12 protein-coding genes are annotated in these 17,357 nt (G+C 60.5%); 3 read left to right on the plus strand and 9 right to left on the minus strand.

What is annotated here, in order from left to right; genetic code table 11:
• Window positions 1-22: 22 nt before the first annotated feature.
• Complete coding sequence (locus tag WA225_RS02015) at window positions 23-1,720, minus strand: glutamine--tRNA ligase/YqeY domain fusion protein (protein ID WP_422606662.1); 1,698 nt, start codon at window positions 1,718-1,720, stop codon at window positions 23-25.
• A 249-nt stretch (window positions 1,721-1,969) separates the two neighbouring features.
• On the opposite strand from WA225_RS02015, the gene WA225_RS02020 reads away from it, so the two are divergent.
• The gene (locus WA225_RS02020; protein WP_422606663.1) at window positions 1,970-2,476 is read left to right on the plus strand and encodes a peptidylprolyl isomerase; all 507 of its coding nucleotides are present in this window, start codon (window positions 1,970-1,972) and stop codon (window positions 2,474-2,476) included.
• Window positions 2,473-3,219, plus strand: a complete 747-nt coding sequence (gene lpxH, locus WA225_RS02025) for a UDP-2,3-diacylglucosamine diphosphatase (RefSeq protein ID WP_422606664.1) — start codon at window positions 2,473-2,475, stop codon at window positions 3,217-3,219. Before WA225_RS02020 ends, lpxH begins: the two co-directional genes overlap by 4 nt.
• A 305-nt stretch (window positions 3,220-3,524) precedes the next feature.
• Here the strand turns inward: lpxH and WA225_RS02030 are convergent, their stop codons facing one another.
• The 8 genes from WA225_RS02030 to WA225_RS02065 form a co-directional block, all read right to left on the minus strand.
• Window positions 3,525-5,054, minus strand: coding sequence for a DHA2 family efflux MFS transporter permease subunit (locus tag WA225_RS02030; RefSeq protein WP_422606665.1), 1,530 nt, complete (start codon window positions 5,052-5,054; stop codon window positions 3,525-3,527).
• Window positions 5,055-5,195: 141 nt separating this feature from the next.
• Window positions 5,196-6,398, minus strand: coding sequence for an efflux RND transporter periplasmic adaptor subunit (locus WA225_RS02035; protein WP_008082123.1), 1,203 nt, complete (start codon window positions 6,396-6,398; stop codon window positions 5,196-5,198).
• 15 nt (window positions 6,399-6,413) lie between these two features.
• A complete protein-coding gene (locus tag WA225_RS02040; RefSeq protein WP_422606666.1) occupies window positions 6,414-7,883 on the minus strand; it encodes an efflux transporter outer membrane subunit in 1,470 nt (489 codons plus the stop codon).
• Window positions 7,873-8,355, minus strand: a complete 483-nt coding sequence (locus WA225_RS02045; RefSeq protein ID WP_422606667.1) for a MarR family winged helix-turn-helix transcriptional regulator — start codon at window positions 8,353-8,355, stop codon at window positions 7,873-7,875. Before WA225_RS02045 ends, WA225_RS02040 begins: the two co-directional genes overlap by 11 nt.
• A gap of 254 nt (window positions 8,356-8,609) precedes the next feature.
• A complete protein-coding gene (locus WA225_RS02050; RefSeq protein WP_422606668.1) occupies window positions 8,610-9,929 on the minus strand; it encodes a hypothetical protein in 1,320 nt (439 codons plus the stop codon).
• Between the two features lie 118 nt (window positions 9,930-10,047).
• The gene (locus WA225_RS02055) at window positions 10,048-13,722 is read right to left on the minus strand and encodes a translocation/assembly module TamB domain-containing protein (RefSeq protein WP_422606669.1); all 3,675 of its coding nucleotides are present in this window, start codon (window positions 13,720-13,722) and stop codon (window positions 10,048-10,050) included.
• Window positions 13,719-15,446 carry an autotransporter assembly complex protein TamA gene (locus tag WA225_RS02060; RefSeq protein ID WP_422606670.1) on the minus strand — a complete coding sequence of 576 codons (1,728 nt, stop codon included), beginning with the start codon at window positions 15,444-15,446 and terminating at the stop codon, window positions 13,719-13,721. The genes WA225_RS02055 and WA225_RS02060 overlap by 4 nt, the downstream gene beginning before the upstream one ends.
• Before the next feature lie 66 nt (window positions 15,447-15,512).
• The gene (locus tag WA225_RS02065; protein ID WP_141129139.1) at window positions 15,513-16,163 is read right to left on the minus strand and encodes a GNAT family N-acetyltransferase; all 651 of its coding nucleotides are present in this window, start codon (window positions 16,161-16,163) and stop codon (window positions 15,513-15,515) included.
• 321 nt (window positions 16,164-16,484) lie between these two features.
• Between WA225_RS02065 and xthA the strand changes: the two genes are divergently transcribed.
• A complete protein-coding gene (gene xthA / locus WA225_RS02070) occupies window positions 16,485-17,297 on the plus strand; it encodes an exodeoxyribonuclease III (RefSeq protein WP_122607816.1) in 813 nt (270 codons plus the stop codon).
• Window positions 17,298-17,357: the final 60 nt, after the last annotated feature.

The raw sequence follows: 17,357 nt of genomic DNA on the forward strand, positions 1-17,357 counted from the left end.
TTTTAATTTCCTTGACGCTGAATCACTGGCCCCACGAATCACGCAGGGTCACGGTACGGTTGAATACCGGCTGACCTGGTTTCGAGTCCTTCAAATCGGCAACGAAGTAGCCTTCGCGCTCGAACTGGAAACGGTCTTCCGGCTGTGCATTGCCTAGCGATGGCTCAGCACGACAACCGGTGAGTACCTGCAGCGAATCAGGGTTGATGTTGTCGAGGAAACTCGCGCTGTCTTCAGCCTTCTCAGGGTTGGCCGAACGAAACAGACGATCGTACAGACGCACTTCGCACTCGACGCTGGCCGCAGCCGGCACCCAGTGGATCACGCCTTTGACCTTGCGGCCTTCAGGGTTCTTGCCCAGGGTTTCCGGGTCGTAGGAGCAACGCAGCTCGACGATGTTGCCGTCGGCGTCCTTGATCGCTTCGTCGGCACGGATCACGTAGCTGCCGCGCAGACGCACTTCACCGGCCGGCTCCAGGCGCTTGTAACCTTTTGGCGGCTCTTCCATGAAGTCGTCACGGTCGATGTAGATTTCCCGAGCGAACGGCAGCGCGCGCACGCCCATGTCTTCTTTCGGGTGGCGCGGCAGTTCGAGGTTTTCGACCTGGCCTTCCGGGTAGTTGGTGATCACCACTTTCAGCGGACGCAGCACGCACATGGCGCGCGGCGCGGTGTGGTCGAGGTCATCACGGATGCTGAATTCGAGCATGCCGAAGTCAACCACGCCGTCGGAGCGGTTGGTACCGACCATTTCGCAGAAGTTGCGGATCGATTTCGGCGTGTAGCCACGGCGGCGGAAGCCCGACAGCGTGGACATGCGCGGGTCGTCCCAGCCATGCACGTGCTTTTCATCGACCAGTTGCTTGAGCTTGCGCTTGCTGGTGATGGTGTAGTTGAGGTTCAGACGGCTGAACTCGTACTGACGCGGGTGCGCCGGCACTGGCAGTGCGTCGAGGAACCACTCGTACAGCGGACGATGGCTTTCGAACTCCAGGGTGCAGATCGAGTGGGTGATGCCTTCGATGGCATCCGACTGACCGTGGGTGAAGTCGTAGTTCGGGTAGATGCACCACTTGTCACCGGTCTGGTGGTGATGCGCGTGACGGATGCGATACATGATCGGATCGCGCAGGTTCATGTTCGGCGAGGCCATGTCGATCTTCGCGCGCAGCACGCGGGCGCCATCGGCGAACTCACCGGCACGCATGCGCGCAAACCAGTCGAGGTTTTCTTCCACCGAACGGTCGCGGAACGGGCTGTTTTTGCCCGGCTCGGTCAGGCTGCCACGGTATTCCTTGGCCTGCTCCGGAGTCAGGTCGTCAACGTAGGCTTTGCCGGCCTTGATCAGCTCGACCGCCCAGTCGTGCAACTGGTCGAAATACTGCGAGGCGTAGCGCACTTCGCCGGACCACTCGAAGCCCAGCCATTTGACGTCGCTTTCGATCGCGTCGATGTATTCCTGGTCTTCCTTGGCCGGGTTGGTGTCGTCGAAACGCAGGTGCGTGACGCCGCCGAACTCCTGGGCCAGGCCGAAGTTCACGCAGATCGACTTGGCGTGGCCGATGTGCAGGTAGCCGTTGGGCTCAGGCGGGAAACGGGTGACGATCTGCGTGTGCTTGCCCGAGTCCAGGTCTGCCTGGATGATCGGCCGCAGGAAATTGACCGGCACGGCAGGGCCGGACTTGGCATTCGAGGTAGGGTCGACAGTGGGCTTGCTCATAGGATCCTTGACTTACAGGTGCGCGGCCGCAGAGGGGCCAGACAAAACAAAGCCGCTATCATAGCCGATGCTGTCAAGGGGCTGACAGAGCACGGCCTATAAAGGGTTGCATTTAATCGCCGGGAATTGAAAAACAGCCTCGAAATTCGCGCCTGTCACGCTAAACTGCGCACCTTGGCCCGGATGGGCTGAACCGGTTGCGGGGCGGAAGGTCCCACAACCACGAATTCCTATTAAAGAGTAGCGATCATGACTCAAGTTAAATTGACCACCAATCATGGCGACATCGTCATCGAACTGAACGCTGAAAAGGCGCCGATCACCGTCGCCAACTTCATCGAGTACGTCAAAGCCGGTCACTACGAAAACACCGTTTTCCACCGCGTCATCGGTAACTTCATGATCCAGGGCGGTGGTTTCGAGCCAGGCATGAAAGAAAAGAAAGACAAGCGCCCAAGCATCCAGAACGAAGCTGACAACGGTCTTTCCAACGAGAAATACACCGTTGCCATGGCCCGCACCATGGAACCGCATTCGGCTTCCGCGCAGTTCTTCATCAACGTTGCCGACAACACCTTCCTCAACCACAGCGGCAAGAACACTCAGGGCTGGGGCTACGCGGTATTCGGTAAAGTGACCGCCGGCACCGACGTTGTCGACAAGATCAAAGGTGTGTCGACCACTTCCAAGTCCGGCCACCAGGACGTACCAGCAGACGACGTGATCATCGAGAAAGCCGAGATCATCGAAGCGTGATATTGCTGATTTCAGACTTGCATCTGGAAGAGGAACGCCCGGACATCACCCGGGCGTTTCTGGATTTGCTCGCCGGACGCGCCCGCTCGGCGAGTGCGTTGTACATTCTTGGCGACTTCTTCGAAGCGTGGATTGGCGACGACGCCATGACGCCCTTCCAGCGTTCCATCTGCCAGGCCCTGCGCGAATTGAGCGACAGCGGCACGGCCATCTTTCTGATGCACGGCAATCGCGACTTCATGCTCGGCAAGGCCTTCTGCAAGCAGGCCGGCTGTACGTTGTTGAAGGATCCGAGTGTCGTGCAGTTTTACGGCGAGCCGGTGCTGTTGATGCACGGCGACAGTCTCTGCACCCGCGACGTTGGCTATATGAAGCTGCGGCGTTATCTGCGTAACCCGATCACGCTGTTTATCCTGCGCAATCTGCCGCTGAGCAGCCGCCACAAACTGGCGCGCAAACTGCGCAGTGAAAGCCGTGCGCAGACGCGGATGAAGGCCAATGACATTGTCGATGTCACGCCTGAGGAAATTCCGCGGATCATGCAGACGTTTGGCGTGAAGACCCTGATTCATGGGCACACTCATCGCCCGGCGATCCACAAGTTGCAGCTCGGTGAGCAGGCGGCGAAGCGGATTGTGCTGGGGGATTGGGATCGTCAGGGTTGGGCGTTGCAGGTGGATGAGAGCGGGTATGCCTTGGCGCCGTTCGATTTCGCCCCGCCGCTGGCTTTGCCGCACGGCTAAAAGCTTTACCCCCTCACCCCAGCCCTCCCGAAACGTCGGACCGCCCCCAAGGGGGCGAGGGGGAAAGGGAGCCGACCGCATGCAGTTCAAAACCTGAGTTCGACTGAAGACTGTCAGGTCGATGTATCCCGAACATCCACCACAGTCAGTCCCCCCTCCCCCACGTGCGAGGGGGAAAGGGAGCAGATCTTCATGCTGTTCAAACCTGAGTTCGACTCGGTATCGCAAGTCGGTGTACCTCAAACAATCAACTCGGTCAGTCCCCTCTCCCTCTGGGAGAGGGCTAGGGTGAGGGGCTTTTGACCTTAGTGCCCGGAAGCCGCCGGCCCTGCCTTGGCAGCAAACGGCGGCTTCGCCAGCCACACAATCAGAATCAACCCCATGAACCCCCAGCCCAACAACGTGAAGTAATCCACGGTGGAGAGCATGTACGCCTGACTGGTCAGCACATGATCGAGTTGGGCATACGCCGGGTTGCTCGCCCCGCCCAACTGATTCAGCGCTTCCCGCGTGGCCGGTTCATAAGTGCTGATGCTCTCACTCATATACGCATGATGCTGATCAGCCCGGCGAATCCAGATCCACGTGGTCAGCGAAGCCGCAAAGCTACCGCCCAGCGTCCGCAGGAATGTCGCAAGACCGGCACCATCGGCAATCTGGCTCGGCGGCAAGTCCGACATCAGAATGCTCAAGGTCGGCATGAAGAACAGCGCCACGCCAATGCCCATGAACAACTGCACCAGGGCAATGTGCTGGAAGTCCACTTCGCTAGTGAATTCAGCGCGCATGAAGCAGCTCAGACCAATCGCCAGAAACGCCAGCCCGGCCAGCAAACGCAGGTCGAACTTGTGTGCGTACTTGCCGACAAACGGCGACAGCAGCACCGGCAGAATGCCGATCGGCGCCACGGCCAGACCAGCCCAGGTCGCGGTGTAGCCCATCTGCGTCTGCAACCACTGCGGCAGGATCAGGTTGATGCCGAAGAACCCGGCGTAACCCAGCACTAACACCAGCGTGCCGATGCGGAAGTTGCGGTACGCGAACAACCGTAGATTGACCACCGGGTGCTGGTCGGTCATTTCCCAGATGATGAACACCGCCAGCGCAATCACCGAAATCGCAGCGCCGATGATGATGAAGTTGGATTCGAACCAGTCCAGGTCATTGCCCTTGTCGAGGATCACCTGCAAGGCGCCAACGCCGATGATCAGGGTGATCAGCCCGACGTAATCCATCGGCTGACGGCTGGTTTCCACCGGACGTTTGGCCAGTTGCGAGCGCACCACCATCACCGCAAAAATGCCGATCGGCACGTTGATGAAGAAGATCCATGGCCAGCTGTAACTGTCAGTAATCCAGCCACCGAGAATGGGCCCGGCAATCGGCGCGACCACCGTGACCATCGCCAATAACGCCAGGGCCATGCCGCGCTTCGCCGGCGGATAGACCGCGATCAACAGGGTTTGCGTCATCGGATACAGCGGCCCGGCGACCAACCCTTGCAGGACGCGGAAGCCGATCAACTCCGGCATCGACGTCGAGATACCGCAGAGAAACGAGGCCAGCACGAACAGGATGGTGGCCCACAAAAACAGCTTCACCTCACCGAAACGGCGGCTGAGCCAGCCGGTCAGCGGCAGCGCAATCGCGTTGCTCACGGCAAACGAGGTAATCACCCAGGTGCCCTGCTCCGAACTCACCCCCAGGTTGCCGGAGATGGTCGGCAGCGCCACGTTGGCGATGGTGGTGTCGAGCACTTGCATGAACGTCGCCAGCGACAGACCGATGGTGCTGAGCAACAGGCTGGGCGGCGTGAAAGAGGCGTTATTGCTCATTGTGAATCCTATGAAACCAGGTTGACGCCTTGCCTCCTGTGGGAGCGAGCTTGCTCGCGAAGGCGCTCAGTCAGACACAGTAGTGCTGAATGACACACCGCTTTCGCGAGCAGGCTCGCTCCCACAGGGTCAGGTGTGATCTCAGCGTTGCGCGGTTTTGCTCACCGCGGCGCTGTTGTCGTGGATCAGCTGCGCAATCATCGCGTCGGCTTCGGCCAGTTGGCGGTCGTAGACGTTGGTGCTGAACGAAGCCTTTTGTGGAGGCTGCTGAGCCAATACCGGGCCGCTCTGGTCGTGCAGGTTCACTTCAACGTTGGTCGACAGACCGACGCGCAGCGGGTGCTTGGCCAGTTCTTCGGCGTTGATGTGAATGCGCACTGGCACACGCTGAACGATCTTGATCCAGTTACCGGTGGCGTTCTGCGCCGGTAGCAGAGCAAACGCGCTACCGGTGCCGGCGCCGAGGCTGTCGACGGTGCCGCTGTATTTCACGTCGCTGCCGTAGATGTCGGATTCGATATCGACTGGCTGACCGATGCGCATGTCACGCAATTGGGTTTCCTTGAAGTTGGCGTCGATCCACAGTTGATCCAGCGGAATCACCGCCATCAACGCCGTGCCCGGCTGCACACGCTGACCGAGTTGCACGGTGCGTTTGGCCACGTAACCGGTGACCGGCGCGATCAAGGTGCTGCGGGCATTGGTCAGGTACGCCTGACGCAGATCGGCAGCGGCCGACATCACGTCCGGGTGCGACGACACCACGGTGTCATCGACCAGCGCGCTGGTGGTTTTCAATTGCTGTTTGGCGTTGGCCAGGGCGTTTTGCGCCGAGGTCAGGTCGTCACGAGCGTGGGACAGTTCTTCCTGGGAAATCGCCCCGCCCTGCGCCAGGTTTTTCCGGCGGTTGTAGTTGTCCTGGGCTTTCTGCACTTCGGCTTGCTGCGCGTTGACCTGGGCTTTCATGCCATCAACATTGCTATACAAGCCGCGCACCTGACGCACGGTGCGCGCCAGTTTCGCTTGGGCACTTTGCAGACCGACTTCAGCGTCGTTCGGGTCGAAGTTGATCAGCACCTGGCCTTCGTGAACCAGATCGCCATCGTCCGCACCGATGCTGACCACGGTGCCGGTCACCAGCGGCGTGATTTCGACGACGTTACCGTTGACGTAGGCGTCGTCGGTGCTTTCGTTAAAGCGCCCGATGAACTCGTGATACGCCCAGACGCCGGCGCAGGCGAGTGCAACCACAACGGCGAGCACCAGCAGCATGACTTTGCGTTTGCGCGGGTTGCCGGTGTCCGGGGTGTTGCCTTGAGCTTGGGTATTTTCGGCAGTGGCCATGACAATTACCTTGAATTAGTTGTGCGGCGTGGCTGGGCTGGCGTTGGCTGCGGTCAGGGTGTCACCCTGGAAGCCGCCGCCCAGCGCTTGCATCAGTTGAATCGACAGGTCGATCTGCTCGGCATTGAGGCTGGCCAACTGACGCTGGGCCTGCAGCAATTGCTGCTCGATGCTGAGCACGTCCAGGTAGTTGCCGATGCCGGAACCGTAACGCTGGACGACGGTGTTGTAAGAGTCCTGGGCAATCTCGGTGGCGTGTTGCTGCGCACCGATCTGCCGGCCGATGTCACGCAACTGGTTGATCGTGTCGCTGACATCGCCCAGTGCTTTCACCAGACTTTTGTTGTACTGCGCCACCGCCAGGTCGTAATCGGCGTCGCGCGCATCGAGGTTGGCGCGCAGGCGTCCGCCGTCGAAGATCGGCACGGAAATGGTCGGGGCAATGTTGAAGAAGCGACTGGCCGAACCGAACATCGCGTCACCCAACAAAGATTCGGCACCGGCCGAGGCCGTGAGGTTCAAGTTGGGATAGAACTGGGTTTTCGCCGAGTCGATGTCTTTGCTCGCGGCTTCGACGCGCCAGCGCGCGGCGACCAGATCCGGGCGACGACCGAGCAGTTCCGCCGGCAACACCGATGGCACGGCGACAGCGCTGGCTTGCAGCACTTTTGGTCGGGCAATTTCGTTACCGCGATCCGGGCCTTTGCCGAGCAACACGGCCAAGGCGATTTTGGCGCTGTTCAGGCGCTTTTCTGCGTCGATCAGGCTGGCTTCGGAACTGGCTTCCAGACTTTGCGTTTGCTGGAACTGGTACTGACTGTCGATCCCGGAACTGAGGCGACGCTGGCTCAGGTCGAGCATTTGCTTGGTGCGCTTGAGGTCGTCGTTGGCCAGGTCATAAACGATGTGCGCCTGACCGAGATCGCTGTAGGCGCGAGCGACGTCGGCGGCCAGCGTCAACTGCGCAGCCTGACGGTCGACTTCAGCGGCGCGGGCCTGACCGAGTGCGGCTTCCCAGGCATCGCGCTGGCCGCCCCAAAGGTCGAAGTTGTAATTGAAACCGGCGCTGACGTTCCGCACGGTGGCGTAGGCATCGCCCTGCCCTCGCGGATCCTGATCCTTGGCCAGACGCGAACGGCTGATGCCGGCGCTGGCGTCGAGGGTCGGATAGCGCGCGGCATCGGCGGCATACGCGGCGGCGCTGGCCTGATGGGCGCGCGCTTCGGCGATCTGCATGTCCGGGCTGTCGTGCAGGGCTTCGCGGATCAAGCCGTCGAGTTGCGGATCGCCAAGGCTGGTCCACCAGTCGCTTTTCGGCCACGCGGCCGGCGACAGGGTCACGCCATTGAGGGATTGACCGACTTTCAGGCTTTTCGCGTCAAGGTTCTGGCCATGGGTGTCGAGGCCGCTGTAGTTGGCGCAACCGGCGAGGATCATCGCCGACAGCACCAGCGTCAGGCTGCTGCGCAAGGTTTTACCGCTCATTGTGTTCACCTAACCGCTGGATAGTGATCGGGTCACCGGCTGCCAGCAGGATTTTCTTGAGGATGTATTCCAGGGTCTTTAACTCGTCCGGGGTGACGGCGCCGGCCAGTTCATTCATCGCGTCGGCGCCGATGTGCGGCAGGCGATCGGCCAGTTGCTGGCCTTGCTCGGTCAGCTTGAGTTGCACCTGACGGCGATCGCCTTCGCTGCGGTGGCGAGCCAAAAAGCCTTTCTGCTCCAGACGATCGAGCATGCGCGTCATCGAACCGCTGTCCAGCGATAGATGCCGGCACAGCTCGGCCGGGGTATCGACGCCGTACTGGGCCATGATGATCAACACCTTGAACTGCGCGGCGGTGATGCCGTGGGGTTCCATGTGCGTGTCGATGATCCGGTCCTTGAGCAGCGCGGCGCGGCCAAGCAACAGGCCGAGATGGCAGTGTTTGAATTCGTCCGGGGTGAAATGCTTCATTTGCTCACCTAATAACTGCCTAGGCAGTGAATGTATGTCGAGATGTTACTGCCTAGGCAGCGAATGTCAACGAAATAGTTAGGAGGCTTGGTAATTAGTTGACCAATGGAGTTGGTTTTGTGTCGCCCGCGCTGACGCTTTCGCGAGCAAGCTCGCTCCCACAGGGTCATGCGTCAGCCAAACAATATTGGCAACGACACAAAACCTGTGGGAGCGAGCTTGCTCGCGAAGGGCGCGACTCGGTGTAGGGTCAGTCAGGACTCGTCGGAAGGATGCACAGGCGGCGGCTGAACGGGATGCACCTCACGCCCACGCAAGGCAGTCGCCACATACCCAAAGGCACGTTTGCTCACCGCATACATGCTGTGCCAGCCCGGCGGTGCCGGCTCGATGGCAGCATGCAACGCTCGCGCATAGTCGAGCACCAGCCCGGGCGTCCAGGCCATCACTTCGGCGCGTTTGCGCACTTGCGCGGCGACCCAGAACTCGGGGCTGAAAATGATCCGGGCGAAATCCAGCATGCTCGAATGGCCCCGGTTCATCGCTCCTTCAAGGGCCGCTTCGAGGCTATGGGCGACGGCGCTGGAACAGTTGCGACTGGTGAGGTTGTACGTGCTGTTCTGCCGATATTCCGCCCAGAACGCACTGAGCCGCCGAGCGTTGTAGTGGGCAAAAATGACCTGCATCGAAGACGGGCACCAGTCCGCCACCTCGCCGGCATAGTCCGGCAAAAACCTGCCGGCGACATCGTTGTTCGGCGTCGCCCGCAGCAATCGCACAAAATCCCCCGCCGAACGATCGATGTCGTCCTGCGGGTAATGGCTGATGTAAATGTCCGGCCCGCATTCCAGCGCCGCATGGCCGGCGGAAATCACGCCGTTGATATCGACCGCCGCGATGTAGCGGTTGAGCAGGCGGTTGCGCACCAGCGTGTCGTCGACGGTGCCACTGGGGGTCCAGACGTGAATCACCAACGCGTCGCTGCTGGCCGGCGCACTGACCGACAAAGGGCTTGTCAGCGGCGGCTGGTTTTTGAAGCGCACCGCTTGGCGCAACAAGGCACAGCCTGAGAGAAACAGACTCATGCCAATGCAGAACGGCACCGTGCCCTTATATAGCGTCGGATACGGCTCAAGGATAAACACGCCAAAGCCGATTTCGAACAATCCCGCCAGCAGCGACACTTGCCAACCGACAAAGCGCACCACCAGCGCCGCCGCCAGCCTAAAACCGCCATCGAGCAAAAAAGCCCCGCCAAACAGCACCGCCAGAATCAGCCCGGCGGCGTGTTGCCGGTCGACGATCAGCAGCCCCAGCAAGAGAAACGCCAACCCTCGCGCTTTGCGCAGGGCCGCAGCGGTCCCGGCTTGCGGTGCCGGCACCAGCAGCAGGATCAGCGCTTCGAGCAACAACAGATAGCCGAAGAGATGCAGCGGGAAATACAAAACCCCGTCCAGCGCATCAATGAAGATGCCCACACCGGCCGCGCCCCAGACAATGCCCGTCAGCGCCAGCGCAGACCAGCGTTTGCGGACAAAGTCGTGACCGAGCAAGACCATACTCAAGCGGACCATAGGCGTCTCTGTTGTTTTCGGACAGCCGCCAACCGCGCAGCATTCAAGTAGCGCTGAGTCTAATGCATTCAGCGAAAGCCGGATCGCAGCGATGCGACCCGGCCAGGGGAAACGCGCGTCAGAAATCGCGCTTGTAAAAGATATCCAGCGAACTGGCGACGCCACTCGCCGCCTCGACATAGACCTTCTTGCTCAACTTGTAGCGCAGCGCAATGGTGCTGGCTGGTTCGAACACGCCCACGCCATAACGCAAACTGAGCTTCTCGGTAATATTGCCGCTGGCCACAACACTGGTGGCATCGCCGCTGCCTGCAGTGTCGAGCTGGAAATCCTGAATCCCCAGATCCTTGGCCAGACTGCTGGTGACCCCGGAGCTGCCCATCAAGCCCAGTCCCAACGCCGCTTGCGCGAGCATGTTGTTGTCTTCACCGTTGGTGCTCAGCGGTCGACCGAGGACCAGATAGGACAGCGCCTGCTCCTGACTCATCGCCGGTTCCGAGAAGATCTGCGTGGTCGGCTGCTCGGCACTGCCACTGAGGCGAATACCGGCGATCACGTCGTCGGTCTGGCGGATCGCTTCGATGTCCAGATACGGCTGATCGAGGGGGCCGGCGAACAACAGACGCGCACGGCGCACTTGCAGGCGCTGGCCGTAGGCACTGTAGCGGCCGTCGTTGAGCCACAGCTCGCCACGGGTGTCCATGTTGTCGCCGATGTGCACATGACCTTGCACGTTGGCGGTCAGACCGAAACCGGCGAAGGCCAGTTTGTCTTCGCCGACCACCACGTCGATGTCCATTTTCATGGCCAGCGGCGGTTTGCCCTCTTCGGTCTGCGCACCGACGATGATCGTGTCATCGGAGACTTTCACCGTGGATGGCGGCAGCTCTCGCACGGTGATTTCGCCTTTGGGCACCTGCACTTTGCCGGCGATTTTCAGCTCGTCGCCGGCCATGGAAATCTTCAAGTCCGGCGCCACTTCGAGCTTGGCGTACGGCTCGACGGTGACCGGCAATTGCGTGCCTTTCAACGCCAGATCGACCATCAGTGCCTGGCCCCAGGCGACGTTCCCCGTCAAGCTGCCCTGCCCGCTCTTGCCACTTTTCCAGCCGCCGTCGAGGCGCACCGATTCGCCGGCAATCAGGGCGGTAAGTTGCAGATTCTGCAGCTCCATCGGCAACTCGGCGCCAGACACTTCGCCGTCGCTGAGTTGCACGGTGCCGTTGACCAGCGGCGCCAGCAGTCCGCCGGAAATCGTCCCGCTGCCGTTGAGGCGCCCGGTAAGTTTTTCGACCATCGGCACAAACGGCCGCGCCACCGACAGATCCAGTCCACTGAGACGGAACGAGCCGCTCAACGGTTTGTTTTTCGGCAACGGGTTGAGCTGCGCCTGCACCATCAGTTCGCCGAGTTTGCCGCCGACGAAATTGAGTTCGGTGTCGACACGTTTTGGCGTCAGTTTGCTGGTCAGCTTGAGTGTCTGGTACGGGAAGTCCAGCCACTGATCCTTTTCCTTCATGCGCAAGGTGCCGCCGCTGGCGTCGATGCTGACCACGCCATTCGGGCCGCTCGCTGGCAGATCCAGTTGCAGATCGGCGTTGAGCCTACCCTTCCAGGCAAAGTCTTTCGGCAACCATTGCGCCAGGCTTTCGATCGGGAACTGCTTGAGGTGGTAGCGCAGTTTCGGTTCCGGCATCAGCCGCTGATCTTCACCGCACAGGCTGGCGTCGCCGGACATCCAGCAATGCGCGCCGAAGTTGATCTTGCCATCAGCCAGACGTTCGAGTTTGGCCGGATTCTGCAGTTTCCAGTCCTGGCCGCCGGCCTGAATATCGCCACTGGCCAAGCGTCCACGCCAGTTGCCTTTATCCAGATTGCCGTCCAGACCGAGGGCCAGTTTCAGTTGCGGCCCGATCAGGTCGAGATCGAGTTTCTGCTTTTTGATGTCGCCTTGAGCGCTGGCGGTCAAAACGCCCAAGTTAGTGTCACCGGCCTGAATGCCGCTGCCTTTCAGATCGATTTTCGCCCGCTGTGCGCTGTCGAGAGTGGCATCGAGGTTGAGGCTTTGCAGGCGATTGTCCTGGAACGCCAGTTGCGAACCTTGCAGATCGAGTTTGCCCTGCGGCGCCTTCAACGTACCGGCGACGTTGACCTGACCGTTGACTTGCCCGCGCAGTTGCGGCCAGAGCTGGGCCAGACGCGACAGCTTGATATCGATCTGCCCGGTGAGTTTCTGTTGCAGGCTGCCCTTGCCGTTGATGCTGTTGTCGCCGAGGCGGATTTGCAGGGCGTTCAGATTCCACTGCTCGCCGGCGCCGTCAGCCTTGGCCTGGAGGATCGCCGGTTGCCCGCGCAACTTGCCTTTCAAGTCGAGATCCGCAGTGAGGCTCAGGCGCTCGTTCTTCATTTCGCCCGTGCTTTTCAGCGGCCCGGCCAAAGTGCCCGGCAGCTCGGCAACCCAGTACGCCGGGTTGAGCGCAGACAGCTCCAGCGCTGTGTCCCAGGCGATGCCGTCGGCGAACTGCACATTCACATGGCCTTCAGCCTTGCCCTGCCCGGCTTGCATTTTCAGTTGCGGCAAAGCGATCTGTTTAAGACTGCCGCTGAACGGACTGCTCAGGGTAAACGCGCCCGCCGGGCCATCCAGTGCGGCGTCGAAGTTACCGAGGTATTGCCCATCGGTGTAGGAGACTTCGCCACTGAAAGTACGCAGGGCGACTTGCGGCTCGTCGATTTCGTTATAGAGCCGGTGCCACGGGAAATCCTGCCAGTTGATATTGGCTTGGGCGCTGAGGCCTTTGCTCCAGTCAACGCTGCCAGTGAGTTTCAGGCTTTGTTTGTCGTTGGCCGTCAGGTCGAGGCCGGCAAACTGCGCGCCGCTGGCGTCGACTTTGCCTTTGAGCAACAGCGCCACCGGACCTTTATCGGCGGGCAGCGTGGCGTTGCCGTTGAGCTGATAACCGTTTTTCAGGTCGCCTTCGCCGGTCAGCAGCAGTTGATTCAGTTGCAGCGTGTCCGGCAGGTCAGCGCTCGGTTTGAACGCATCGCTGGTGATACGCACCTTGGCCGGCAGGTTCTCCGCCAGCGGTTGCAGTTCGCCGCTCAACTGGCCGTCAAGGTAACCACGGCTGTCGGCATGCAGGTTGAGGGTTTTCAACAGGTCGCCGTCGATCTTCAACGCCAGTGTCCACGGCTCCGTACCCGGCGACGGCAACGTCAGGTCGCCGCTGATGTTCAGCGGCCAGTTGCCGGTCGGCGCGAGTGTGCCGGACAGGTTCAGGCTGAGGTCGTCGCGCTGCAATTTGATGCCGTCGATCTGCATGCCCTGGGCGGTCCAGTGCGCCGCCAGTTGCAGGCCCTTGAGCTGTTCGCTGCCGTTGAACAACAGGCTGCCGACCTGTACGTCGCCCAGCTCGATGGCCACCGGCAATTGCAGATCCGGCAGTTTGATCGGGCCGCTTTCGGTGGTTTCTTCGCTCGGCGGGAATTGCAGAATGACCTGATCAGCCTTGAGCTGTTCGATGCACAGGGTCATGCGCGTCAGGCACAGCGGCGACCAGGCGAAGATCGCCTTGTTCAGCTCGACGCGGCTGCTGTCCTGCTGCCACACCAGATGATCGGCGCTCCACTGCCCGCCGAGACGACCCTGGAAATTCTCCACGCTCAAGCCCGGCACGAGGCCCAGCACCCAGCGGCTGCCGGCCGCCGTGCCGAGCACAGCGGTGACACTCAATACAATCAGCAAAAGCAGCGCCAACACCGCCAGCGCCGTAATTTTCAAACCACGCTTCACAGCTCAGGCCCCATGGAAAAGTGCAGCCGGATGCCGCCATCGTCGTCGAGTGCATGGGCCAGGTCGAGGCGGATCGGCCCGACCGGCGAAACCCAGCGCACACCAATACCGACCCCGGTCTTGAGGTTCGGCAGTTCGAGTTTATTGAAAGAGTTGCCTTGGTCGACGAAGGTCGCCACGCGCCATTTCTCGGCAATCGAATATTGATACTCGACGCTGCCGGCGACCATGTAGCGGCCACCGATGCGATCGCCTTTGGAGTTTTCCGGGGACAGACTCTGGTAGTCGTAACCGCGCACACTTTGATCGCCACCGGCAAAGAAGCGCAGCGACGGCGGCACCGAGTTGTAGCCGTTGGTGGCGCTGCCGCCGACCTGCACGCGCCCAAGGAAGCGGTGTTTGTCGAATACTGTGGTCAGGCCTTTGACCAGCGCCGTGCCATATAAAAGGTTGTTATCGGAACCGAGGCCTTCCTTCGCCACTTTGCTTTCGAAGCTCAGGCGATAGCCGTTGTGTGGGTCGATGCGGTTGTCGCTTTTCAGGTACGAGTAACTGATGCCGGGCATCAGCAAGGTACTCAGGCCGGAGTCGTCGCCGAGTTCATATTCTTCGCGCTGCCATTTCAGCGAGATCACTCGCTGCCAGCCGCTCGGTAACTTGCTGTGCCATTCCGGGCCGAAGGTCAGCAGTTTGCTGAGTGTGTCGGAACCGTCGATGTCTTCGAATTGGTAGCCGCCGGCCCAACGCAGTTTGTCGGTCAGCGGCGGGTCGAGCGGAATGTCGTAGAACAGCCCGACGTTTTGTCGCGGCGCCGACAGTTCGGCTTCCCAGCCGTAGCTGTCGCCCTGCGGGTTGACCCAGTGGCGCGTCCAGTTGGCTTTGATGCGCGGGCCGACGTCGGTCGAATAACCGAGGCCCAGGCCCATGGTCCGCGGCTTGCGCGTGTCGAGTTTGACGTCCACCGGGATCACGTCGTTTTTCGCCGCGGTCGGTGCGGCATCGACGCGTATGCCTTCAAAATAACCGCTCGATTGCAAGTCGCGATTGAGCTCGGCGATCAGCTCGGAGTCGTACGGCTCGCCTTCCTTGAACGGCACCATGCGTTGCAGCAAGTCTTCGTCGAACGGCGTGTCGCCTTCGAATTTGACTTTGCCCAGCGCATAACGCGGGCCGCTTTCGTAGATCAGTTCGACATCGGCGACACCGGCTCGCGGGTCGACCAAAAGTTTCTGGCTGGTGAAATGGCCACTGAAAAAACCGAAGCGTGAAGCCTGATTCTGAATAAGTCTTTTGGCGTCTTTGTAACGCCCATGGTTGAGCACCGCGCCGGATTTGAGCACGTCGCTTTTCGGTACACGAAAGGATTTGAGGGAGGCCGCCGGGCCGTCGACACGAATGGTGACGTTGCGCAGGCGAATCGGCTCGCCGGGATCGATGTTCAGCACCAGGCGCGGTTTGTTGCCGCCCTTCACATCACTTTCAATCTGCGGCTGGTAGTAGCCCAACGCCTGGGCCGCCTTGCGCGCCTGCTCTTCGGCACCGCGACTGAAGCGTTGCAAGGCTTCTTCGTCACGATCGCCGAGGCTGCCGATATAGCCTTCTATATTGGCCTTGAGTTCATCGTTGGACGGTTTGATCCGCACATCCAATTCACTTTGCGCCAGTGCCGCGCAGCTGGTTAACAGCATGAGCACGCCACTGGTAAATCTTCCTGGAAACTTCATAGGCGCGGATGCTATCACGGGCTTGGGAGCGTGATAGAACAGGAAATTTCCCAAGAAGTTCGATTGTCATGCTGTTGCAGTTTGTAACACCTGCGGATTGGCGTGAAAAAATACGTGTTCGCGCACCGGCCCGACAGCAACTTCGCCGATCTCCTGGTAACCCTGCCTTTTATAGAATTCCAGATAGCGCGGGTTGCCAGTGTCGAGCACCACGCCTTGCGAGGTTTCATCGACGGCGCACCAATTGTGTACGGCGGTCAGCAGTTGCTCGCCGAAGTGTTTGCCCTGGAACTGCGGGTGAATCCCCAACAGCGGCAGCATGTGCACCGAATCGGTCGGCACGCAGGCAGAAACCGCATCATGGTATTCGAGATAGCGGCGGGTACAGCGAAAACCGGTGCTGAGCACCATGCGCAAGCGCCACGCCCAACTTTCGGTAATCCCCAGACGGCGTTGTGGCGGCGCGATCAACGCGATGCCGATCAGGCGATCGTTGACCAACAGGCCGATGGCCGGCAAGTCCTGCAGAAAGTGTTGCTTGACCAGTTCACGCACCGTCGCCCGCACCCGTTGCTCGTAGCCAGGGCGTTCGGCTTCGAACAGGTAGCCGAAGGTCGGCTCGTGGCGATAGGCCTGATAAAGCAGCGAGCGGGCTTCACGGGAATAGCCGCGGTCGAGCATATGAATGTCGGCGATGGCGGTCTGGGTTTCAGGCATGACGGTGATTCTCTCCGGGGCGCGTGCAGATGGCGGCGCTCTTGTTGGTACGAACCTTGTGGCGGTGGGACAGTTCCCCACAGGTATAGACCAACTGGGGATCTTCATCGACTGGAAGGGCCTCATCGCTGGCAAGCCAGCTCCCACAGTGTCTGTGTTGTACACAACATTCATATGCACCACAGAAACCTGTGGGAGCTGGCTTGCCAGCGATGGGGCCGGGACAGACAACATAAATCCCACAGGCCAAAATGATTTCTCCCACACTGGCCCATTTCCCCCCTGTCAGCTAGCATCGCCCTTTTGCTAGGACTGCCGACCATGAAGATCGTTTCCTTCAACATCAACGGACTGCGCGCCCGTCCGCATCAGCTGGCAGCGCTGATCGAAAAACACCAGCCGGACGTCATCGGCTTGCAGGAAACCAAGGTTCACGACGACCAGTTCCCGCTCGAAGAAGTGCGCGCCCTCGGCTATCACGTGTACTTCCACGGCCAGAAAGGCCATTACGGCGTGGCGATGCTCTCGCGCCAGGAACCGATCGCCATTCACAAAGGTTTCGCCACCGACGAAGAAGACGCCCAGCGCCGCTTTATCTGGGGCACCTTCGCCGACGCCAATGGCGTGCCGGTGACGATCATGAACGGCTATTTCCCACAGGGCGAAAGCCGCGACCATCCGACCAAATTCCCCGCCAAGCAGCGTTTCTACAGTGATCTGCAAGCGCTGCTGGAAAGCCAGTTCCACAACGAGCAGCCGCTGGTGGTGATGGGCGATGTGAACATTTCCCCGGAAGACTGCGACATCGGCATCGGCCCGGACAACATGAAGCGCTGGCTGAAAACCGGTAAATGCAGCTTCCTGCCGGAAGAGCGCGAGTGGATGGCACGCCTGAAAAACTGGGGCCTGACCGACAGCTATCGTCACCTGAACCCGGACGTGACCGACATGTTCAGCTGGTTCGACTACCGCAGCCGTGGGTTTGAGGATGAACCGAAGCGCGGGCTGCGGATTGATGTGATTCTGGCGTCGCATGGTTTGCTGCCGCGAGTGAAGGCCGCCGGTGTCGACTATGAATTGCGCGGGATGGAAAAGCCTTCCGACCATGCGCCGATCTGGCTGGAACTGGCCTGATGTTTTAATCGCCTGAAATCCCCTGTGGGAGCGAGCTTGCTCGCGAAGGCGGAGTGTCAG

Origin of the sequence: Pseudomonas sp., assembly GCF_049300855.1 — a bacterium.
GTDB lineage: Bacteria > Pseudomonadota > Gammaproteobacteria > Pseudomonadales > Pseudomonadaceae > Aquipseudomonas.